At 66.0% G+C, this 21,951-nt stretch carries 18 protein-coding genes; 8 read left to right on the top strand and 10 right to left on the bottom strand.

Annotation, left to right across the window (positions count from 1 at the left end; genetic code table 11):
- Nucleotides 1–205: 205 nt before the first annotated feature.
- The 10 genes from F792_RS0109065 to F792_RS0109110 all read right to left on the bottom strand — a co-directional run bounded on the left by F792_RS0109065 (nt 206) and on the right by F792_RS0109110 (nt 11,786).
- Nucleotides 206–1,330: a TIGR03088 family PEP-CTERM/XrtA system glycosyltransferase gene (locus F792_RS0109065; protein WP_018169311.1), complete on the bottom strand. Its 1,125-nt coding sequence runs from the start codon at nt 1,328–1,330 to the stop codon at nt 206–208.
- 47 nt (nt 1,331–1,377) lie between these two features.
- Entirely contained in the window at nt 1,378–2,928 is a 1,551-nt protein-coding gene (gene xrtA / locus F792_RS0109070) for an exosortase A (RefSeq protein ID WP_018169312.1), read from the bottom strand.
- On the bottom strand, nt 2,918–4,168 hold the full coding sequence (locus tag F792_RS0109075) for a TIGR03087 family PEP-CTERM/XrtA system glycosyltransferase (protein ID WP_018169313.1): 1,251 nt from the start codon (nt 4,166–4,168) through the stop codon (nt 2,918–2,920). The genes xrtA and F792_RS0109075 overlap by 11 nt, the downstream gene beginning before the upstream one ends.
- A gap of 45 nt (nt 4,169–4,213) precedes the next feature.
- On the bottom strand, nt 4,214–4,588 hold the full coding sequence (locus F792_RS0109080) for a GxxExxY protein (protein WP_018169314.1): 375 nt from the start codon (nt 4,586–4,588) through the stop codon (nt 4,214–4,216).
- A gap of 112 nt (nt 4,589–4,700) precedes the next feature.
- Nucleotides 4,701–5,768, bottom strand: a complete 1,068-nt coding sequence (locus tag F792_RS0109085; RefSeq protein WP_018169315.1) for a FemAB family XrtA/PEP-CTERM system-associated protein — start codon at nt 5,766–5,768, stop codon at nt 4,701–4,703.
- Nucleotides 5,752–6,657, bottom strand: a complete 906-nt coding sequence (locus tag F792_RS0109090) for an XrtA system polysaccharide deacetylase (protein ID WP_018169316.1) — start codon at nt 6,655–6,657, stop codon at nt 5,752–5,754. Before F792_RS0109090 ends, F792_RS0109085 begins: the two co-directional genes overlap by 17 nt.
- Nucleotides 6,658–6,672: 15 nt before the next feature.
- On the bottom strand, nt 6,673–7,752 hold the full coding sequence (locus F792_RS0109095; RefSeq protein ID WP_018169317.1) for an XrtA/PEP-CTERM system-associated ATPase: 1,080 nt from the start codon (nt 7,750–7,752) through the stop codon (nt 6,673–6,675).
- 3 nt (nt 7,753–7,755) lie between these two features.
- Nucleotides 7,756–9,231, bottom strand: a complete 1,476-nt coding sequence (locus tag F792_RS0109100) for a TIGR03016 family PEP-CTERM system-associated outer membrane protein (RefSeq protein ID WP_018169318.1) — start codon at nt 9,229–9,231, stop codon at nt 7,756–7,758.
- A gap of 22 nt (nt 9,232–9,253) precedes the next feature.
- Nucleotides 9,254–10,150 carry an XrtA-associated tyrosine autokinase gene (locus F792_RS0109105; RefSeq protein WP_018169319.1) on the bottom strand — a complete coding sequence of 299 codons (897 nt, stop codon included), beginning with the start codon at nt 10,148–10,150 and terminating at the stop codon, nt 9,254–9,256.
- A gap of 115 nt (nt 10,151–10,265) precedes the next feature.
- A complete protein-coding gene (locus F792_RS0109110; RefSeq protein WP_018169320.1) occupies nt 10,266–11,786 on the bottom strand; it encodes an XrtA system polysaccharide chain length determinant in 1,521 nt (506 codons plus the stop codon).
- A 366-nt stretch (nt 11,787–12,152) separates the two neighbouring features.
- Here F792_RS0109110 and F792_RS0109115 point away from each other — a divergent pair, with 366 nt between their 5' ends.
- The 8 genes from F792_RS0109115 to F792_RS0109150 all read left to right on the top strand — a co-directional run bounded on the left by F792_RS0109115 (nt 12,153) and on the right by F792_RS0109150 (nt 21,832).
- Nucleotides 12,153–12,725: a PilZ domain-containing protein gene (locus tag F792_RS0109115; RefSeq protein WP_018169321.1), complete on the top strand. Its 573-nt coding sequence runs from the start codon at nt 12,153–12,155 to the stop codon at nt 12,723–12,725.
- 128 nt (nt 12,726–12,853) lie between these two features.
- Nucleotides 12,854–13,570 carry an acyl-homoserine-lactone synthase gene (locus tag F792_RS0109120; RefSeq protein ID WP_018169322.1) on the top strand — a complete coding sequence of 239 codons (717 nt, stop codon included), beginning with the start codon at nt 12,854–12,856 and terminating at the stop codon, nt 13,568–13,570.
- A 2-nt stretch (nt 13,571–13,572) separates the two neighbouring features.
- On the top strand, nt 13,573–14,448 hold the full coding sequence (locus F792_RS0109125) for a PEP-CTERM/exosortase system-associated acyltransferase (protein WP_018169323.1): 876 nt from the start codon (nt 13,573–13,575) through the stop codon (nt 14,446–14,448).
- Complete coding sequence (locus F792_RS0109130; protein ID WP_018169324.1) at nt 14,445–15,347, top strand: ThiF family adenylyltransferase; 903 nt, start codon at nt 14,445–14,447, stop codon at nt 15,345–15,347. The genes F792_RS0109125 and F792_RS0109130 overlap by 4 nt, the downstream gene beginning before the upstream one ends.
- Nucleotides 15,348–15,351: 4 nt before the next feature.
- On the top strand, nt 15,352–16,167 hold the full coding sequence (locus F792_RS0109135; RefSeq protein WP_026305940.1) for an outer membrane lipoprotein-sorting protein: 816 nt from the start codon (nt 15,352–15,354) through the stop codon (nt 16,165–16,167).
- Nucleotides 16,145–17,857, top strand: coding sequence for a LysM peptidoglycan-binding domain-containing protein (locus F792_RS0109140; protein WP_018169326.1), 1,713 nt, complete (start codon nt 16,145–16,147; stop codon nt 17,855–17,857). Before F792_RS0109135 ends, F792_RS0109140 begins: the two co-directional genes overlap by 23 nt.
- Entirely contained in the window at nt 17,857–20,115 is a 2,259-nt protein-coding gene (locus tag F792_RS0109145) for an RND family transporter (RefSeq protein WP_018169327.1), read from the top strand. Before F792_RS0109140 ends, F792_RS0109145 begins: the two co-directional genes overlap by 1 nt.
- A 754-nt stretch (nt 20,116–20,869) precedes the next feature.
- Nucleotides 20,870–21,832, top strand: coding sequence for a PEP-CTERM sorting domain-containing protein (locus F792_RS0109150; protein WP_026305941.1), 963 nt, complete (start codon nt 20,870–20,872; stop codon nt 21,830–21,832).
- The last annotated feature ends 119 nt before the right edge of the window (nt 21,833–21,951 follow it).

Genomic DNA, 21,951 nt, shown 5'->3' on the forward strand with positions numbered 1-21,951 from the left:
CGGTGCCCCCGGGGAGGCCCTGATCGGGGCAAGCCCCGTCGCACCATCACGGAAAATTCAGCATAAACGACAACCCCGCCGCGGACCGACCGCGATACGCGCCACAGGGCCCCTGGCGTTAGCGCCGGAACTAACGGCGGCGCCGACCCGCGTTCTGCGGGCACCAAGGGAGACGCTGATCCATCCACGCAGTCGCGTCGATGGATCAGCGTCTACCTAACACCCGGTCGTACACCCCCATGTACCCCGCGACCATCGCGTCCATGCTGAACTCCGCCTCGGCCCGCGCACGAGCGGCCACACCTTGCCGTGCGGTCCGTGCCGGGTCGCCGGGATAGGCCATCAGCGCGGCCGCAATCGCGTCCGGATCGCCCGCCGGGACCAGCACCCCGGTCACCCCCGGCTGGACGAGGTCCGGGTTCCCCCCGACATCCGTCGCGACCACCGGGAGCCCGGTGGCCATCGCCTCGAGGATGGTGTTGCAGATGCCTTCGGCCAGCGAGGGAAGGACGAAGAGGTCCAGCGCCCGCAGGCAGTCAGGGATATCCTCCCGGGCACCGGGGATCCAGGCCTGGCCGGCCACCCCGGACTGCTCCAGCAGCTGGCGGACCTCCCCGCGCAGCGGGCCGTCCCCGATCATCGCCAGACGCAGGCGCGGAAATTCCGTCGGCATCCGTTCGCGCAGTGCGACAAAGGCCCGTGCCAGGTCCAGCGGCGCCTTGACCGCCTGCATGCGCATGACCGAGCCGATCACGAAGGTGCCGGGGCCCCGGAAGCCCTCTGGAAACGGGGGCACGAACGCCTCTGACGTTGGTGCGAAACGGCCGGTATCCACACCATTGAAGATGTGCGAAAGACGCGCTGTGGGCACCCCGATCGCATCCCGCAGGTATCCCTTTTGATGCTGCGAAAGGGCAATGTAGTGTCGGACCAGTGGCCGCATCAGCCGGCGCAATCGGCGGTTGCGGTCGCGCGTGCCGTCCAGGTCGCCGACATCCCAACCGTGTTCGCCATGCACGCGCGCGCGCACGCCGGATAGCGCGGCGGTCACCTGCGCCTCCAGCGTGCCGAAGTTCCGGGTATGGACGATATCCGGTTGCAGGGCACGCAGCAGTCGCCACAGGCGAACGTGGACCTGCGGATCCTTGCCTTCGCGCTTGTGCAGGGCATGCAGACTGACATCGTCGCGCCGGATGCGCAGGCGAAAATCGGTGTAGTCCGTCATGCAGATGATGGCGTGCCGGAAGCGGTCCGCGGGCATGTGGTTGATCAGGTTGACCAGCCCGTTCTCCATCCCGCCGATGTCCAGGCGATGGATGATATGCGCCACGCAGGGTCGCGGGTCACCATCCCGGACGGTCTTGGCGGATGCGCCCGTCACTGTCGCGCGACAGCGGCGAGCTGCTCGAGGAGCTCGGGCAGGACGTCGGCCGCATAGGCCTGTAGCGTCGCCTCCTCTTCCCCGGGCTCGGAGCCATAGGGCACATAGAGCACGACCAGGGCCGCGTCATCGCGGCCTCCCACCAGGCGGTTCAGCGCCTCGCGAGCCTTGACCGTATGCGGCAACGTGGTCAGCTGGCCGTCCACCCAATACCAGCGCCAGACCAGCAGTTGCTGCCCGGGCCCGTGCAACAGGAAACGTTCGGGATTGGGGTAACCGTCGACCGTGGCCTGCCCGCGATGGGATTGCGACCAGGACCCCACGCGGTGACGCCCGGCCAGGGTATTGCTCCAGCCCACCATGTTCCCGTAATGGTGCTGTTCGCGGTAGAACAGCACGTGCATGCCCACCGGCGGCCCGCCATATTCCGCCGTGACGAGGCCACCCCGGCCATCGCGGGCGCCGCGATAACCCGGCTCCCAGGCATCGGCCTGATCCTCCAGCACCCGCCAGCCGGGCGGGGCCAACGGGCCCACGCCCAGACCCGCCACCGGACCGAGATCACGCTGGTTCATCCAATCCGCATACAGCGGGGCCACGCTGGCCAGCACCACCGCCAGCAGGGCCGCCACGGCGAACGGTCCGGCCTGCAACGAGCGTCGCTGTTTCGGCGTGTGCACGCGTGCGGTGGGCGGGTCCATATCTTCGCGCCAGAAGGCCCCGATCCCGAACATCAGCGCAATGACCACCCCGAAGAAGATCCACCCATAGATCAGGTGATCGACCCCGGCCGCATACTCCATGTCGCTCAGATGACCAATCATCACGATCATGTAGGCCCGCAGGCCATTGGCGACGATCGGCACCACGATGGAGACGCCGACAAACACGAGCCGCCGCCAGGGGCTGCGATACATGAGATAGGCGTACAGGGTACCGAGCGCGACCGACGCGATCAGATAGCGCACGCCACTGCAGGCCTCGACTACCGACCAGCGGCCCGTGGGCAGATCGAAATACAACCCGTCGCGATAGACCGGGATCCCGGTGAGCTGTACCGCCGTTACGGTGAAGTCCGCAGTGAAATCCATCAGCGGCGGCACCAGGAACTCACCGAACGGGACCGCGAACAGCAGGTACGCCAGAGGGAATTGCAAGCGCCAGGTGATCGCATTGCCCAGCACGAGCCAGAACAGCGCGGGGATCATCAGGACGGCCGCGAACTGACGCACGGACACCACATCCACCAGCTCTCCCGCCACCCAGACCAGCGAAAAGCCCAGCAAGGGCAACAGCGCCCACCAGGAAGGACGCGGCTCCAGGGCCAGCACCTCCTCGCGCTTGAGAAACAACAGAAACAGCACGATGGGGACAATCAGGAAACCATGGGCAAAGGTCTCCGAACGGTTCCAGACGGCCACAATGGATTCGAACGTCGGGTAGAACATCCATCCCAGCACGACCAGACCCAGCACCAGCACCGGCCCGGCCAGCCACCAGGACGAGCCGCGCACGGACGCCCGGATGTTGAGCGTTTCAGCGTCCATGGGCAGCCTCCGGGACCGGCTCGGCGCCGGGGACCCCGCCGGGGTGCAGGCGGAGAAACTCGCCCAGGTGCGCGAGATTGCGCGCCCAGTCATAGTCCGCCAGCACCCGGGTGCGCGCCGCGTGCCCGAGCGCCGGATCCGGTGCACGCAGATATCCGGAAACGGCCTGCAGAAACGCGCCCGGTTCGGCCTCGGCACGGATCACCTCACGCCCAGCCATCGCGGTCAGGCCTTCCAGAGCCTGCGGGCTGGCCACGACCGGGCGCGCCAGGGCCATCGCCTCCAGGACCTTGTTCTGCACCCCACGGGCAATTCGCAGGGGTGCAATGACGACGGTCGCGTGCGCGATCCACGGTCGCACGTCGTCCACGAATCCGGTCACCGTGACACCGGGGCGATCCGCCAGCGCCATCACCTCCGGGGCCGGCCGGCTGCCAACGATGCAGAACTCCACACCGGGATGTTCGAGCCGCAGCGCAGGCAGGACGTGGTCGGCGAACCAGATCACGGCATCGACATTGGGCCAGTAATCCATCGCCCCCGAGAACACCACGGTGCGCGCCCCCTCCGCATAGGGACCGGGTGCCGCAACCGCATCGGGCGAGAAGAAGGCGGCATCGACACCGTTGTTCAGGGCATGCACCCGGCCTGCCACTTCCGGTGCTTGCTCGCGAAAGGTGTCCGCCTCGGCCGGCGACACGAACAGGCTGGCGTCACTGGCCTGCGCGACCTGTCGCTCGTATGCCAGCAGCCGCCGCCCTTCGCGCCGATATATGGCGCTCATGGGCCAGCGCCGCGTCGGCGCATACTGCGTCCACTTGTCGGAATCCACGTCCACGAAGTCGACCACCCGGGTCAGCCCGCCCCCCTCCGGCAGGTACTGGGCCATCGCCGAGGAAAAGGCCAGGGCTCGGGCGACCGGCTGCCTTGCCAGCGTTGCCCGGACCCAGCGCGCCAGTTCCCGGTCGCGATACCACGGCACGCTGAGCGCCTCGCCACTCAGCAAGCCGCTCAGGGCGCGCAACTGGGCACGGCGGCGCGGCAATGGACGGGCACAGACACTGGCGCACAGCCCTTCGAGTTCGGGCAGGTAGGCAGCGTCGGCCGGGTCATCGATGAACGTGCCGAGATGCACGCGATAGTGCTGCGCCAGATAGCGCAGGATGTGGTGCGAACGGATCTTGTCGCCCTTGTTGGGCGGCCACGGAATCCGGTGCACCAGATACAACAGATCATCCATAAGGCTTGTTCACCACGAAGCTCGCGAAGGCACGAAGAAGGGCATTCAAATCAAAGAACCAGAGTTGAGGCCATCGTTGAGGCGACCGCTGTTGAAATGGATCAACAGGGCTTGCGCGCTATTCGAGAGTTTCATGTACCTGAGGGTTTGGGCCTCGTGAACCCGTTGCAGGGCATCCACACCTTTCCATTCCATCATCAGTCTGTCCTCGACCAGGATGTCGATACGGTATCCACAATCCAGCGTCTGCCCCTTGTAAGTGACGGGTATCGGAACCTGAGAGACGCAGGACAGGCCCGATTCCAGCATTTCGTGCACCCGGTATTTCTCGCAAACCGATTCCAACAGTCCCGGCCTAAGCTCACGATGTACCTCGATCGCCAATCCGATGGCCTTTCTCGATAGCGGGTCGAATTCCATCTCTCCCCCGGACAATCTTTTCTGGATGCACTTCGTGTCTTCGTGCCCTTCGTGGTCAATCCGCCCTTGACCTGCTCGGCGTTCTCTGTGGCCTCTGTGGTGAAAAGGCCCTTCAGCCGAGGGAGCGGGAGATCTTGGGGCCCAGCCAGTTGGCCACGGGCAGGGGCAGGCGCTGCCAGGCGGCGATGAAGTAGCGGTACTTCGGGTTGAGGGGATTGACGTCCGGCATCTCTCGAGCGCGTACCAGGTCGTATTCGTAGTACAACGGCTGCGGCTCGAAGCCCCAGTTCTTCTTGAAGCTGAAGGACCCGGTATCGCGCTTGCTGCGGCCGAAATCGAATACCCGGTAGCCCGCCTCGCAGGCACGACGCATCAGTTCCCAATAGAGGAAGTCGTAGCCCGCCACTTCGCGGGCTCGCGGGGTTCCCGCGCCGTAGTAGGGCAGCACCTCGTTGCGGAACCAAAAGCTGACCACGCTGGCGATCGCTTCGCCCTCATGCGTCACCGTCAGCACGTCGCAATCATGACCGAACACGTCGAGCAATTTGCGGAAGTAATTCGGGCCGAAGACCGGGGTCCCCATGCGCCGGACATTGGCCGCGTAAATCGGGTAGAAGCGGTCGATGTCATGTTCGACCTCGCTGACCAGGCCCGCCTTGATGCCCTTGCGCACCATGCGCCGCTGTTTGCGCGGGATCGCATTCATGTTCGCGTCGACATCCGGATCCAGAAGGCGGCGGAAGGTGAAGTAGAGCTCGCTCTTGGTCGGCCAGTCCGGGTGCCTCGGTTCGCGCTGGCGATACTCGAGATAATCGACATTCAGGCGGCGGGCGAGCTCCTGTGCTCGGGCATCCAGCGCCGCAGCCGCGCCGTCGGTGACTGCGGCCACACCACCGTAGACACAGAACGGCAGCGATGACAGCGAGTCCCCAAACAGACGGGAACGGATACGGGCCAGCGGCAGCACGCCCTGTATGGCGCCATCCACCTCGGCATAGAGGAAGTGCGTCTCGTGTCCGAACGCCTCGCGCAAAACGGTCGACCAGCCTGCGCGGTGGAAGAAGGTGGCCTGCGGACAGTTCTCCACGAACGCATCCCAGCGCGCATGGTCGGCCGCACACAGCTTCCGGACCTGCAGGGCACCGGTACCGCTGGCACGTTGATCAGGCGGTTCGTACATTGTCTTCCCCTGTCACTCTTGCATGGTCCCTGGGTGCCGCCAGTTCCGCGGCAAACACGCGGTCCATGCGATCCCAGCGAAAGTCCTGCAGAAGACGCTTCAGACGCGACTCCATCCGGTGCAGGTTCACGTAGTGCCGGAAACGGCTCCGCGCCCCGAGCCCGGACACCCGCGGCTGATCGGGATCGATCTCCCAGGGGTGGAAGTAGAAAACCGCCGGCATCCCGTCCAGTGCCCCGATTCGCCGAAGGGCCCCGCGCGACATCACATAAGGCAGCAACCGGAAATAGCCGCCACCGGCCGCCGGGAGGTTGCGCCCGCCCATGCGTAGGGTCGCCGGGGGCAGCTCCAGGACCCCGGCAGGCATCGGGCGATGCGGGTGTCGCGGGGCCTTCGGCATACCGTAGTGATCGTGATGCACCGGGTAGATACTCGAGCTGTACTCCAGCCCCGCCTCGCGCAGCACCTCCAGCGCCCAGAGATTGCCCTCGCCGATCGAGAAGCTGGGCGCGCGATAGCCGCGGACCGGGGCTCCGGAGAGGTCTTCGAGGATGCGCTGGGCGCGCTCGATATCGGCGCGGAAGGCGGCGGGCGCCAGATCCGTGACCCGCTCGTGGCCGTAGCCGTGACTCGCCAGCTCATGGCCGGCGTCGACGATGCGGCGGATCGCGTGCGGGTAACGCTCGGCGATCCAGCCGAGGGTGAAGAAGGTCGCCTGAGCGCCGCTCTGATCGAACAGCTCGAGGATGCGATCAAGGTTGCGCTCGATGCGGCATTCGCGGGTGTCCCAGGTATCGCGCGGGATGCGCGGGGCCAGTGCCGAGACCTGGAAGTAATCCTCCACATCGACGGTCAGGGCGTTGGGCCGATCGGCACTTTGCGTCTGCATGTCAGGCCTCGGCAGCTACGACTGCGCGGCACTGGAAACGGGCGCCAGCGCCTCCGTTTCGTAGCCCTCGTCGCGCACGATCTTCAGCACCTCCTGGGTCGCCCGGAAGTTGACCAGGAGATTGCGCTCGATCCGCTGCAGGCGTTCCTCCAGTGCCTCGATATCCTGTTCGATCCGCAGCATGGAGACCTGGCTGGCCACCAGGCGATCATCCAGGCCGTCCGCCCCCGACCCGGCTTCGGGGCGTACCGTGGCAGCCGGCCCCTCATCCAGCAGGACCCCTTCCAGGTCTTCCTCGATCTCGTCGATAACCTGCTGCGCCCGCGCGGCATCCAGGTCGGTACATTCCTCCAGGTACCCCATCAGCAGCAGGCGGTCACAGAAGGTGTTTACCTTGCGCGGGATGCCACTGGTGTAGTCGTGGATGCGCGCCCAGATGTCGTCGTCGAAATGCGGCCGCTCGTCCCAGCCGACCCGAGCGAGCCGGTGCTCGACGTAGGCCCGGGTATCGTCTGCGTCCATCGGCCCCAGGTGGTAGGTCGCGATCACCCGCTGGCGCAGCTGCTGCATGTCCTCGCTCCGCAACAGGCGCCGGAATTCCGGCTGCCCGAGCAGGAAGCTCTGCAGCAGCGGCCCGTCCTCGCCCTGGAAATTGGAGAGCATGCGCAGCTCCTCCACGGCATCGGGGCCCAGGTTCTGCGCCTCGTCGACCACCAGAAGGGCGCGCTGGCCACGCGCCCGGGTATCGCGCAGGAAGGTCTCCAGACGGCGCAGCTGGCCGGCCTTGTGACTGGGGGCATCGTCCAGCCCGAACGCGAGACAGACCGAACGCAGCAAGTCTTCTGCATCCAGCTGGGTGCTAACCAACTGCGCCGCCACCAGAGGCTTGTCACTCAGGGTCTCGAACAGACTGCGCACCAACGTCGTCTTGCCGGCCCCGACCTCGCCGGTAATAACGATGAAGCCCTCCTCCAGCTGCACGCCGTATTCGAGATACGCCATCGCCCGACTATGGCCCTTGCTGGCATAGAAAAAACGCGGATCGGGGCTCAGGGCAAAGGGCCGACCGGTGAAGCCGTAGAATTCTTCGTACATGCCTCAGAACTCCTTGGTCAGCGTGCCGATGATCGCGTTCTCGCGATACTCGTTGTCCGCGCTGTTCGACTCCCGACGCTGGTGCCGGACGGCCAGGCTCGCGGTGGTGTCCGGGGCCAGCTGACGGCTGACACTGGCACGCAGGTACCAGAGGTCGTCCTCGCGATCGCTGTCGGTAAAATCGGTCTGGGTGACGCCAGCGCTCACCAGGGACGTCGTACGCGGGCCATACCGCCATTGCCAGAAGGCATTGGCCCCGCGCTGGATCCGGTTGTCCTCGAACAGGCCGACATTGGTCTGGGTCTCGGATTCACGCTCGGTCTGCACCAGATTGATCCCGAATACACTGCGGCCGGTGTCATAGCTCCAGCCCGCACGCCAGCTACGAGTAAAGTAGAAGCCTTCAACGAAGGCCTCGTCGCCCAGCTGCGGATTGAGGGCGAACAGGAAGATCTCCTCCAGGGTGTAGTTCTCCAGCAACTCGTCGATGGTCATGAACTGCGCATCCTCCGCCAGCTGGGCAAAGGGGCCCTCACGCCGCTGCCGGGTCGAGCTCACCCCCTCGTCGTAGCTGAGGCGGTAGGTCGAGCGGCGACTGCGATGATTCACGGACAGCGCGCGGTTCTTGCCGAAATAGCGCTCGCCGTAACGCGCCTCGATATTGGTGACCCGGGTCGGGGCCCAGCCTGCGCCGACCTGCCAGAAACTGCCGTCATCGTCTTCGCGGGTCGTCGCGTAATCATTGAAGTCCTCGCCCACCACGCCGAACAGACGCAGGGACCGCCCGAAACGATAGCCGAGCGTCCCGCTGACCTGCCCGAACTCGCCCTCCAGGCCATTGTCGAAGCGCTCCTCCTCGTAGAACCCGGCGACCTGCCAGAACGGGCGGTTGAAGGCAGCCCCGCTATTGAGGACGTACTCGCCCCGGTGGTAGTCGCTGTCCTGGCGATTGCTCTGGTGGTTCAGGGTCGCGCCATAGGTATAGCGGACCTCCTGCGTGGCGAAACTGCCGTAACGGGTCCGCAGCATCGGCGAAACGCTGTAGGAGGTGGTCTCCTGCAGGTTTCCGCGCGGGGTACTGCCACCGATGCCGACCGGGTCGAGAATCGATGCCACCTGCTCGGTACGCGAGGCCCCGGCATTGACAAAGAAGGTGTCGTCCACCAGCTCCCAGTTGCTGCGCCCGCGCAGGGCGTGCGTCGTGCGCCCCTGGCGCGAGTCGTCGAGATAAAAGCGCGAGTTCAGGCGGTAATCGATACGGGTATCGCTGCGGGCGCCTTCCCCGCGCAGCGTAAATCCGGGGCTGACGGTACCGATCAGGTCCGCTTCCTCCTGGCCTCGCGGGGCCAGACGGGCGTTGTCGGTGACCTCGGCCGACACCGTGACCCGCGGGGTCAACGTCCACTCGACGGCCAGCGCACTTGCGGGCGATGCCAGCGCGACCACCGCCGTGCCGACCAGCCACCAGCGGGCCGGCAACTGCCGCCCCGTGCGCGGGAAGCTAGCGGGCCGAGGTGTCGGCGACATGATCACGCTCGATGCCATAGTAGCTACCCCCGTAATATTGACCGCCGATGCCGATACCGGGCGTCGCGCGGTTGAGGGAGGTGAGCACGACGCCGCAGGAATCCAGCTGATGCATGGCTCGCTCCACCGTGCTCGCCGGGGTGCGATCGGCCTCCACTACCATCACGACCTGCCCCATGTGCGTCGCCAGGACACCCGGCTCGCTGGTGGCCAGCAGGGGCGGGGAGTCGAACAGGATGATGCGATCCTCGTACCGGTCATGCAGGTCATCGACCAGATCCCGCATCACGTCGCTCGCCAGGATCTCGGTCGAGCGTCCGTGGGGGCGGCCTGCCGGCAAAACGGTCAGGTTTTCCACGTTGGTTCGCAGCAGGACATCGGGGATCTGGATGTCGGGTTCGCTGAGGACATCCATGAGCCCGAGATCAGCGTGAAACCCAAGTGTGCGGGGGATAGCCGGTCGTGATACATCGGCATCCACCAGCAGCACGGTGCGCTCCAGCTCCATCGCCATGCTCAGGGCCAGATTCACGCTGGTGAAGGTCTTGCCTTCCCCCGGCAGGGAGCTAGTGATCATGATCAGCCGGCCCTTGGGCACACGCATCGCGGCATGACGCCCGAATGCATTGTTCAGCAGGGGGCGTTTCATCATGCGGAACTCTTCCGCCACGCTGGAACGCTGATCCCCCGGAACGATGAGTCCCTGCTTGCGCAGCCAGGCAAAATCGATGCTGACTTCCTGCGACACCGGCTCTCGCCAGCGTTCGGGCTCGCGCGCGGCGGCTTCGGGGGCGGCCGCCTGTTCGGCCGTTTCTTCAGGGACCGGCCGACGCGCCCGGTTCTTGTCCAGTGCCTTCTCGATAATGCTCATTATGCTGTCAGCCCCTTGCCGGCAACCGACTCCGTCGAGTCGGCCGGTTCCCTGAAAGATAGTCGGCACGCCACCGAATTGCCGGGGCATCCCATCCCGCACCTGCGCGGTTCCGTCATCGCAACAGCCCCAGGAGATCGTCCAGAAGGGCTTCCGATCCGGTCGCGTAAAGTCCCATAACCACGGCATATACCAGCACCAGCGTCCCCAGTGCGGCGGTGAACACCATCAGCTCGGACAACCGGCGATGGCGGCTCATCGGCGTACGCACCCGCGAGACACTGCCCAGAACCGGGCGGCCGGTGACCGCCGCCAGCTGCTGGCTGCTACTGATCGTTCGGCGCAGCTGCGACAGCAGGAACGCAAAGCCGGTGCCCGCACCCAGACCGACCAGGAGTACTGCCGTGGCCAGCATGGGTCGATCCGGCGAGGCCGGCGCTGTGGGCTGACGCGGCGGCTCGAGCACACGGAAGTCGACCGCGTCGGTCTGGCTTTCGACGGCCCCCGACATCACCGCCTGCTCGCGGCGATCCTGCAACTGGCGATAGGAGTTCCGCATGACGTCGTAATTGCGGGTCAGGGAGGTCAGCTCGGACTCCACCGCCGGTGCGCGATCCACGTCGCCCTCCAGCCGCGCAACCCGGTCCTCGAATTCGGCGATCCGGGTCGTCAGTGACGCGATCTCGCTTTCGGTTTCGCTGATGGCATTTTGCAGTACCTCGTTACCGCTGCCCGGGCGCTGGATAGCCTGCGGGTTCTGCGTCTCTTGTTCACGACGCGCCTCCAGCTCCTCCAGAATGCGCCGTGACGAGACCAAATCCGGGTGCTCGTCGGTGTAGTGCAGACGCATCGAATCGATGCTTTGCTGCAGGTCGCTGATACGCCGATCCAGCTCCGCGTTCTCGTAACTCCCCGGTCCGCTTCCGGCTCGCCGCACGAGGGTTTGCAACCGGCTCTGCGCCTCCCGCTTTTGCAAGCGTGCTTGCTGCAGCTGGTCACGGGTGCGCTCCAGACGCGAGTAAAAGTTGCCGTCGCCGCTGAGGAAGCGCGCATTGTCGCGCTTGAACTGCTCGATCTTGGCCTCCTTCTCCTGCAGCTGCTGCTCGTAGTTCTCGAGCTGGCGTTCGATGAACGCCTGCGAGGTGGTGAGATCAAGGCGCGAGTCGCCCATGCCGCGAGCCATGAACAGATCGACCGTCTCGCGAACCACGCGATAGGCCACCTCGGGGTTTCCGTGACGGAAACTCACGCTGTAGATGTTGTCGCGCTCGCCGACGTCCAGCGTCAGCCGTGCGCGCAGCAACGCGATCTGGGCATCCAGGTTGGAGTTGCCGGTCAGAACGTCGAGGTCGCTCTCGCGGGCGATCTCCTCGAGGTTGTCACGACTGAACAGGGTACGGGTGATCATGAGCAGGCGCTGCTCGGTGTTCGGCCGCACCGTCATCCCGCGCAGCAGCGGATCCAGCACCGACTGGGTATTCACATAGACCCGGGCATCTGCCTGATAGGTATCGGGCAGGTTGTGGGCATAGGCCCAGCCGCCCAGACAGACCAGCCATGCAATGGGCAGGATCCACCAGCGCTTGCGCCAAGTGGAGCGAACATGCTGCCAGAGCTCTTGAACGATCTTTTCCATACAACCCAGCTTCCCGCCGACCGCACCGGCGCCTGGTAGCGCTCGCGGGCCGATCTGCTAACAAATACCTGCCCCCCGGACGCGCCTGCCTTGCGCCGGGACCCCCCGGGCTCGACACCGGCGTGCCGGTGAGGCCGGGTTGGGAGAAATCCCAGGTTCATTGAAGTGGGTTTGCCAGGGACTGTCCACAGATGTCGGGATTGTTTACAGCTGGCGAACTGACGGGCAAATCACGGCGCAGGCGACTCGCGCGAGGATGAGCGAATCCCTGTCATTTCTGTGTACTGGTACAGAGTTTGCTGCTGTACACACAGGGTAGAGTTTCACATCTGCAGCGGCCCCTGCACCGACCATCAAGGATCGCTGATGAGTCACGAAAAGTTGGCACTGGAACTCGCGGACTTCTGGTTCCCGGCAATCGCAAACGAGACCTGGGATCAACGCCTCCGCATCCTCGACGAGATCCATGGCCAGCTATACCAGGACCTGGAAACCGCCGGGGAGTACGAACAGGTCTCCGCCAGCTTCGTCGCGGCGTTGATCGACCGGCTGGGGTCGCCCCCGATCACCGACCCGGCACAGGCACAGATCTACGCCGGCTCGGCGGAGGAGCAGCACTGGGGCGCAGCCATCGCGTGGCAATTCGGCGAGGGACAAGAGGCCGACGAGGCCACTAGCGAGCAGAGGGAACGACGGCGCTGGCCGCGCGAGGCGGTCAACCTGCGCACGGAAATGTGGATCCAGGGACGGCCGGCTCACTGCCGTCTGATGGACGTCTCGCGCTCCGGCGCGCGCGTCATGCCGCTGCGCTACCAGCCGCGGCCGCCGCCCGGGACCGCCATCCGGGTAATCGTGCCGAATGGCGGCGCGCGCGACGGCGTCGTTGTGTTTTCCAGCCCACGGGGGGTCGGGCTGCAGTTCGCGAATGCCGCCGCCTGAAGCGAGCGGCTACTAATCCCCAACCCATGGGAGCAGACAGATGAATCACTGGATGGCCATTCAGCCAGAAATCGCAAAAGCGTCCCCGCAACCGCTCGTCGCGTCCGATTTCGGACGCGCCCTATCAGATGGGTAGCCCCGGCCGGATCCGCACCTACCTCGCCCGGTCGGAGGCCGCCCGACGCATTCATTACCGGCTGCGTTACGAGGTGTACTGCCGCGAAACCGGGTTCGAACCCGCCGAGCAGCACCCGGAGGGCATTGAGCGCGACGCCTACGACGAACATGCCGAACACTTCCTGATCAGCCACGAGGGTCGCCCGCCGGAAACGCGCTGGGTCGGCGCGATGCGCCTGATCCTCCCGGGCAAACACCCACTGCCGACCACGACAAACTGCCGACTGTTCCCGGAGGTGGAGGCCGACGCCGATGTTCCGGCAGTGGAAGTTTCGCGCCTGATCGTACGCGGGGCTTCGCCCGAGGTGCTTTATCACCTGTGTCAGGCCTCGCAGGAATACGCACGACGGCATGGATACCTGCGCATGTTCTTTCTGGTGCGCCCGGCGCTCGCGCGACTGCTGCGATGTCATGGCCTGCCCGTCGAGGTCTGTGGCTCGCCGCACCGGCATCGTGGCACACGCATACCCTGCCTGACGCACACTGACGAAGCGGGCGAGGCCCTGAAGGCCTGGCGGCAGCGATTGCAGCTTCCGGCACTTTCGGAAGTTCCGCACTACACTGCATGGGAGAGTCCCGGACCGGAATGCACGCCGCGCCATGCGGATGCTCCCGCGCTATTGGGTCCGCCCTCGGATACGGCGGGGCTCGTAGCAGGAGGAAACTAGTCGTGGAAAGCGACTCGGTAGTAAGTGCGTTCAATCGGTACTTCGACCTCTCCACGCGCACCGGGCAAAGCCTGGAGGAAATCCAGCATCTTCGCTATCAGGTGTACTGCAAGGAGTTCGGCTTCGAGCGTGAAGAAGACTGCCCGGGGCACAAGGAGATCGACGAGTACGACACCCAGGCCTGGCACTGCCTGCTGGAACACAAGCCCAGCGCCATGGCGGCCGGGTGTGTGCGCGTGGTCCATGTCGACGCCCATGATTCAATCACGCAATTGCCGATGGAACGCCATTGCAGCGAGAGCTTTTTCGACAGCGCGTGGCGTCCCGACCGGCTGGACCGCGACAACATCTGCGAGGTATCCCGCCTCGCCGTCCACGGCATGTTTCGGCGGCGCCATGGCGAGACGGCCACACCGTTCGGCGACATCGAGGCACTGGAAATTTCGCCCGACCAGGTTCGCGTATTCCCGATCCTGGCGGTCAGCCTGTTCGTGGCCGCCACCCTGCTCTGCGTGCACCACCGCAAGCAGCATGCCTTTGCCATGATGGAGCCAGCACTCGCCCGCATCCTGCGCCACACCGGACTCGAGTTCACCCAAATCGGCGAGATCGTGCACTATCACGGCAAGCGTGCGGCATTCTATATCGATTCCGGGGAGGCGTACGAAAGCATCCGGCGATCCAGTGCCCTGAGCGAGCTGTGCCGGCACGTGGAGTCGACCCTGCTGCGCAGACCACATCCACTCCCCACCGCGATGCCGATGAAGGCCATCCGGCCACGCGCTGCCCCCATGCGCCCCAAAGGCTTGCCGGCCGGGCGGACGTGGCGCCCGCAACCAACGAGACCTGAAAATGGATACCACGGGTTGAGGAATTGAGCTCCGCCTTCGACTACCAGACGGCATTCGCCCGCACCGTCGGCTGGGTGACCACCAGCGAACTGCAGCAGATGCGCGGGGCGCGGATTGCAATCGCGGGCCTGGGCGGTGTTGGCGGTGCCCATCTGCTGACACTCGTGCGCCTCGGGATCGGCCACTTCCGCATCGCCGATCCGGATATCTTCGAACTGCACAACATGAACCGTCAGGTCGGGGCAGCCCTGTCGCGCCTGGATCGCCCCAAGGTCGAGGTGCTGGAGGCGATGGCCCGGGACATCAACCCGGAGCTCGAGATCGACGCGTTCCCGCAGGGCATCAGTCCGGACAATCTCGATGCGTTCCTCGCCGGCGTGGATGTCTATGTCGATGGCCTCGACTTCTTCGCCTTCGACATCCGGCGCCAGGTGTTCGCGGCCTGCGCCGAGCGCGGCATCCCGGCCGTCACGGTGGCGCCCCTCGGTATGGGGGCGGCGCTCCTGAACTTCCGTCCCGGCGGGATGAGCTTCGATGCCTACTTCGACCTGCACGACGGCCTGGACGACGAGGAGCTGGCGCTTCGTTTCATGATCGGCCTGGCCCCCGCCATGCTGCAGATGGGCTACCTGGCCGACCCGTCAGCCGTCGACCTGGCCGCGCGGCGCGGGCCCTCCACCCCCATGGCCTGCGACCTGTGCGCCGGCGTCATGGGAACCGAGGTGCTCAAGCTCTTGCTGGGCCGCGGGACGGTCACGTGGGCCCCGCGGGGCGTGCATTTCGATGCCTACCGCCAGCGCCTCGCGCGGACGTGGCGCCCGGGCGGCAATCGCAACCCGCTGCATCGCCTGCTGATCCGCATGGCCCGCAAGCGACTGCACGCCCAGCGCGCCCAACAGCGGGCCGCGACCCCGGGGGTACAATGACGCCATGATGAACCGGATCGCCATGTTCGCCGGCACGGCCCTGCTGCTGTCGGCCACCGTCCTCCCCACCGCGGCCCTGGCCGAGGAATCCGCGGCACGCGATCTGGCGCGCGCAGTGCACGAACGCCCGGACGGCGACGACGCCGTCACCCGCGGCATCATGACCCTCACCGGCGGCGGCCGCCGCGAGCGGGTACGCGAAAGCTACGAATACCGCCTGGAAGGCGACGAGCCCGGCGCCAGCCGCAACCTCATCCGCTTCACCTCGCCGCGCAACATCGCCGACACCGCCATCCTGATCCACAACCACCCCGGGGGTGACGTCGATCAGTGGTTGTATCTCCCCGCCATCCAGCGCGAGCGCCGCATCAGCAGCGAGAACCGGGGCGGCAGCTTCGTGCAGTCGGAACTCTATTTCGAGGATCTGGAAGACCGCGAACCACATAAGGACCACCATCGCATCCTGGGCGAGGAAACCTACGAAGGGGCGCCCGTCACTATCCTCGAAAGCATCCCCGTGGACTCCGGCAACTCCGTCTACAGCAAGCGCGTCAGCTGGATCCACAAGGAAACCCTGCTGCCGCTGCGAATTGACCTGTACGAAGGGGGGGACGAACCGTCCAAACGCCTGGAGGTCCAGCGGATCGAGGACATCCAGGGCTACTGGACGGTCACCCGTAGCGCCATGACCGATCTCGCCAGCGACCGCACCACCATCCTCGAGGTCGAGGACGTGACCTACAACAGCGGCCTGCCGAGCGAGTTGTTCAGCATCCGCGGCCTGTCGGACCCGAGCCTTGCGCGCCCCTATCGCCCATAACGCCGACGGCCTCCGGGCCGGGGGGCACCCCGCCCTGGCCCTCGCCGCGTTGCTGGTGCTGGGCCCCCTGCCCCTGGCGGCCGCCTCTCCGGGTCCCTATACGGTTCAGCCGGGCGACACCCTCTGGGACTTGGCCGAGCACCTGCGCCCGGACCAACACACCTCGATCCAGGAAACGGTCCGGCTTCTGTTCGAGCACAATCCGCACGCCTTCACCGGCGACGAACGCACCCTGCAGGTGGGCGCCGTCCTGTCGAGCCCGGATACCCCTGCCGGCCAGGCCAGGGCCGCGGACCCCGCGAACGCCGCACCTCCGCGAGACCCCCAGCCCACCGACTCGGCATCGGCGGACAGCGTGGCGGCCGCCCCCGACGGCGAAACACGGCGCGAATTTGTATTTGGTGAACGGCCGGACGAGGACACAGAGGCGGAAACCGAAACCGGCACCTCCGCCTGGGACCTGCGCGTCGACGAGGCGATGGTCGAACTCGGGGTCCTGGGCACGTCCGGGCGCCCCGTGGATTACGTGCAGCACGGGCGCGCCGTGGTCAGCGCCCGGCACAACCTGAACGAGGACTGGGACCTGCGCCTGGGCGCCCGTCTGGACGTCCAGGCGCAACAGGGTGGCGACTATCCGCGCACGACGCGGGCCCGCGCCGACTACGACGAGAACTTCCTGCGTTACCGCGGCGACCGCACGCGCATCACGGTCGGCACCCAGCGCATCCTGTGGGGACGGGTGGACGAGATTCCACCCACCGACCGGCTCAGCACCAAGGATCTGACCCGCTTCGGGCTGGACCCCTACGGCGAACGCCGACGCGCGAATCCCGCCATCCGCGCGGAATTCTTCGAGGGGCCCTGGCACGCCGACCTGGTGTTCCTGCCCATCTTCCGGCCGGCGGAGCTGCCCGATCGCGACAGCCTCTGGCACCCGGTGGACCGCAACCGCGGCCGCCTGCTGGGGCTGCCGCAGGACCCGGCACTGGCGCCCCTGATCGAACAGGCCACGCTCGACGACGATGTCTCCGGCAACGGCGGCGCCGGGGTGCGGCTGGGACGCTCTGGGCGGGGCGCCGACTTTGCCGTGACGATCCAGCGCGCCCGGCACTCGCAGCCCTACTACCGCTTCGATGCCGATACCCGCCAGGCCATCCTGACGGGCCAGCCCGCCGGCGACCCGACGCTGGAGGCCGTGCACCCGCGCACATGGGTGGTCGGCGGTGACACCGCCTTTGCCATCGGCGCCTGGACCTGGCGGGCCGAGGCCGCCTGGCTCAGCGATGTACCGGTCACCCGCGCGGACGATCTGCGCCAGACCACGGTGGAAGGCGTCGACTGGGTGATCGGTGCCGAGGGCTTCCCCGGGGACGGAGATTTCCGCATGACCACGCAACTGGCCGGCCAGCACCTGCTGAATGCCGGGGACATGCTGGATGCCCGGGAGAGTTACTTCCTGACCGGGGAACTGGAAAGCCCGTTTGCCGGCCACAACTGGCGCGCCCGCATGCGGTACTCGGTTGGCCTGAACCGGCGCGACATCTACCTGAACCCGGAACTCGCGTGGATTGCCCGCGAGCCCATGGAATTCTATATCGGCCTGCACTGGCTGGACGGTGCCGAGGGTACCGCCGGTGGCTTCTATCGCGATAACCGCATGCTGGTGACGGGCTGGCGAGGTCAGTTCTGATGCGCTGGCTCCGGGGGCATCCCCTGCTCGCGCTGGGGATCCTGGCCCTGCTGATCCTCCTGCCCGGACCCGTCCTGCTGCAGGTCAATCTGGACAACGCACCCGAGTCCTATTTCCCCGAGGACGCCCCGGCCGTCACCTTCGATCGCGAACTGCGCGAACGCTTCCCCCAGGATCAGGTGCTGGTCGGCCTGTTCACCGGAAGCGATCTGTTCGAAGCGGACTTCCTGGAACGCATTGATGCGCTGGCACGGGACATGGAGGCCGACCCCGCCGTCGAACGGGTGCTGTCGGTCACCACCCTGGATCACATCCGGGCGACAGCGGACGGATTCACGGTGGATCGTCTGGTCGACGGCCGGGCACTGGACGAACGCAGCCCGGAACAATGGCGCGAGCGGGTGCTGCGCGATCGCTTTGCCCCCGGACTGGTGGCCGGCACCGGAGGCGAGGCCCTCGCCGTGATCGTGCGCCCGCACGCCCTCGACAACAGCCTGCAACGCCTGCAACTGGAACGCCTGCTGCGCGACCGAATCCGCGAAAACGAACTGGAAGACGAGCTGGCGGCCATTGCCGGACATATTGCCCTGGATGTCGCCCAGCTCCGGGCCATGGTCAAGGACCTCGCCTTCCTGGTTCCGGGCACCATGACCGTGAGCCTCCTGCTCCTGTGGTGGCTGTTCCGGCGCCCGCTGGTGGTCGTGCTGTCCGCCGCCACCATCAGTGCGGTCACCGGCCCCGCGATCGCCCTGCTGATCCTGCTGGACCGCCCGTTCACGCTGATCTCCGCCATCCTGCCGCCGTTGCTGACGGCGCTCACGGTGGCGATGCTGATGCATTTCTTCAACGCCACGCTGCACGCCGCGCAACGCGGCCACCAGGGGCGCGCGCGCGTGGAAGCGGCGCTTGCCGCCGTAGCCCGGCCCACGTGGTTCATGGCGCTGACCACCGCGGCGGGGCTTGCCTCGCTGCAAGTCAGCAGCATCCGGCCGATCGAGACCTTTGGCCTGATCGGGGCCTTTGGCGTCCTCCTCGCCGCGGCGATTGTGCTGCTACTGCTGCCCGCGATCATGGGACGCTGGGACCGCGGCGACTGGCTCACGCCCAAGCGCGGATTGCTCCTGCTCGATCGCGTGACCGCGCTGGCGGCACACCTGGCAATCCGCCGGGCTGGCTGGGTGCTGCTAGCCACGGCCATCCTCCTGGCCCTGGCGATCCCGCAGATCCGGCATGTCGAGGTCGAGACCGATCTCTACGCCTTCTTTGACGACAACCACTCGATTACCCAGGCCACCCGCGCGGTGGAGAGCGAACTCTCCGGGGTGATGGCACTGGAGGTGGTGTTCGACGGCCCGGACTGGGACAGCCTCCAGGATCCGGGCCGGCTGCAGGCGATCCAGCGCGTACAGCACTGGCTGGACCAGCGCCCCGAAGTCGACTACAGCCTGTCCCTGCCGGACCTGGTCGCGGAGATGCACTGGGCCTTCAACGAGGAAGACCCGGCGTACCGCCGGATCCCCGACGACCCCAACCTGGTCGCCCAGTACCTGTTCATCTACGACGGCCGCGATCTGTTCGATGCCGTGGACCGCGACTTCGAACGCAGCCGCATCCTGCTCAACCTGAACGCCCACGGCGCCCGGTCCATCAACGCGCTGATGGACGATCTGCGGGGGTATCTGGAGGCCAACCCACCGGCCGATCTCGAGTGGGACATGGCCGGCATGGCAAGGCTGTTTGCGGATCAGGAACGCCTGCTGATTCAAGGCCAGCTCCACAGCCTGTATGCCGTGGCGGCGATGATCACGCTGCTGATGCTGCTGATGTGGCGCTCCGTTCCCCTGACCCTCCTCAGCATGATCCCCAACCTGGCACCGGTGGCGATGATCTTCGCCCTGATGGGCCTGCTGGGCATCTGGCTGGACATGGCCACGGCCATGATTGCCAGTGTCGCCATCGGGATCGCCGTGGACGACACCATCCACATCCTGCACAACTATCGCCGGCGCCGCGGGCGTGGCAGCCCGGTTGCCTGGGCCCTCGCCCGGAGCTTCCGCCGCAGCGGTCGCGCGATTACCGCCACCACCATCGTGCTGGTGGCTCAGTTCCTGCTGCTGGCGCTGTCCGACTTCCAGCCCACGGCCGCCTTTGGCTGGCTGACCGCCTTCGGGCTGATCGCGGCCCTGCTGTTCGACCTGCTGGTACTCCCCGCCATGCTGGTCGTCGCGCATCGACTGTCGCGGGCGCGTACCGCCTAGGGAGACGCTGATCAATGCGCACGTCCGCGCTCGAGTCGACTTTGCGGGCTGACAAGGCGCGGCGAGTGAAGTGTAGCCGAGCTACATGAGCGAGCCGCAACGCGGTCAGCGGGCAAAATCGGCCGAGCCCCTTCGGGGTTGGGCCCCATTTTCCCCGATCCTGCGTTGCGCCGCTTGACCGTAGAATGACTACGGCGCTGCGCTGCGCGCCTTGTCTCGGGAAAAATGGGGCACCAACGCGGACGTGCGCATTGATCAGCGTCTCCCTAGGCCCGTCGCGCCCGCCAGACCCGACCGGTCCTTCGGTGTTCGCGTACCCCGCACATCACGCCCCACCCTCGCAAACGGCCCTTCGCCCCGATCCTTTGTCGATCCCGGGGCCTCCCGTGGCCCGTTGTCGATGGGCTTTACAAGGGGGCATTTCCGACAGCTCGCTGATTTTATGGCACTTGTTGTCCATGGGCCCCAGCCCATCGACCTGAAGCCCCGAACCCACGCCAGCCTTCGTCGACCCCCTTTACAGTTCCGCCCCGGGATCGCGGGCAAACCACCCGCACGCGGCGGCGAATCCAAAACCCGCCGCCAAGCCCCAACATTTTCTATCGCACAAACAATGGGTTGTGAGCGATTAATTTTCGAGGCCGAAATTGGCACGGCATCTGCTTCGTAATAACTGCGACAACAACGGACTCGGCCACCAGGCCAAACCACGGCGATGGTTGAATCGTTTTAAATTGAGCATCAGGAGAATCCCTTGAACGCGAAAAAAGTACTTCTTTCTTCGCTCTGCGTCGGCATTTTCGCCGCAGGTGCGAGTACCGCGACGGCAGCGGAGGTGATCGACTTCGACATGAACCTCGACGCCACCGCGAACTACAGCGGATCGGTCGAAAACGTCCGCCGAATCATGTTCGACCTGAACACCCAGACCTTCCAGTACATTCAGGACCCGAACAACCCGGTTCAGGTCGGAGATGTGTTCTATGACCGCGGGTACGGCGATGCCACGTCCTACCGGACCTCCACCAACGCGGCCGCACCCCAGTCCGGCGACATCCTTGGCAACGACTACTCCATGGGGCTCCTCTGGGACGAACTCCGCGGCGTGGTAACCGGCACCGATACGGTGGGCGGCAATTACGTAGTCAACGCCAACTACACCGCGGTGGGCACCGACAACTTCCAGCTGTTCATGTCCGGCGTGACTCCCGGTTTCGGTCAGGACTATGAAGCGGCGGCGGCACACTACAGCGCCGGCGAACAGATCATGGAGTTGGCCCTGCAGTCCGGGAACAGCATCCTGGAATTCCAGAGCCAGGGCGGGGCCTTCATCGAAGGGACCTTCACCTTCGAATTCGAGGTGGTGAACGTGCTGCCGGGCTTCTGGTTTACCAGCGACGGCATCGACTTCGCCGACCTGCTGGAAGACGAAGAAGGCAATCCGACCTTCATCGTCTCGGCCTTTGCCAGCGCCGGCACCATCCAGGAACCGCCGCCGGAGACCTTCTTCGGTGACGATGCCAACAACGTGTACGGCGACACCCGCGAAGGCCAGACCCTGTTCAGCGAAACCCAGTCCACCCACGATGGCAGCCTGCGCTTCGCAGTGCCGGAACCGGGCACCCTGGCGCTGATGGGCCTGTCCCTGCTGATCCTCGCCGGCTTCATCGGGGTCGGTGGCATCCGCCGCCGCTCCGCCTACCGCCAGGCCGCATAACCGACGCTAGAACGATTTCTAGTCTTGATGGCCCTCCCCCCGGGGCATCGAGTTGAGGGCTCCCTTCGGGGAGCCCTTTTTTTGTTCCGCGATCCGGGCCCGGTACTACAGCGGTCATG

The organism is Thioalkalivibrio sp. ALMg9 (assembly GCF_000380625.1).
In the GTDB taxonomy this organism is placed as follows: domain Bacteria; phylum Pseudomonadota; class Gammaproteobacteria; order Ectothiorhodospirales; family Ectothiorhodospiraceae; genus Thioalkalivibrio; species Thioalkalivibrio versutus.

Coding starts and splice junctions, on each gene's coding strand:
- xrtA (WP_018169312.1), bottom strand. CDS start 2,928: ATGGACGCTGAAACGCTCAACATCCGGGCGTCCGTGCGCGGCTCGTCC.
- F792_RS0109075 (WP_018169313.1), bottom strand. CDS start 4,168: ATGGATGATCTGTTGTATCTGGTGCACCGGATTCCGTGGCCGCCCAAC.
- F792_RS0109080 (WP_018169314.1), bottom strand. CDS start 4,588: ATGGAATTCGACCCGCTATCGAGAAAGGCCATCGGATTGGCGATCGAG.
- F792_RS0109085 (WP_018169315.1), bottom strand. CDS start 5,768: ATGTACGAACCGCCTGATCAACGTGCCAGCGGTACCGGTGCCCTGCAG.
- F792_RS0109090 (WP_018169316.1), bottom strand. CDS start 6,657: ATGCAGACGCAAAGTGCCGATCGGCCCAACGCCCTGACCGTCGATGTG.
- F792_RS0109095 (WP_018169317.1), bottom strand. CDS start 7,752: ATGTACGAAGAATTCTACGGCTTCACCGGTCGGCCCTTTGCCCTGAGC.
- F792_RS0109105 (WP_018169319.1), bottom strand. CDS start 10,150: ATGAGCATTATCGAGAAGGCACTGGACAAGAACCGGGCGCGTCGGCCG.
- F792_RS0109110 (WP_018169320.1), bottom strand. CDS start 11,786: ATGGAAAAGATCGTTCAAGAGCTCTGGCAGCATGTTCGCTCCACTTGG.
- F792_RS0109115 (WP_018169321.1), top strand. CDS start 12,153: ATGAGTCACGAAAAGTTGGCACTGGAACTCGCGGACTTCTGGTTCCCG.
- F792_RS0109120 (WP_018169322.1), top strand. CDS start 12,854: ATGGGTAGCCCCGGCCGGATCCGCACCTACCTCGCCCGGTCGGAGGCC.
- F792_RS0109135 (WP_026305940.1), top strand. CDS start 15,352: ATGATGAACCGGATCGCCATGTTCGCCGGCACGGCCCTGCTGCTGTCG.
- F792_RS0109145 (WP_018169327.1), top strand. CDS start 17,857: ATGCGCTGGCTCCGGGGGCATCCCCTGCTCGCGCTGGGGATCCTGGCC.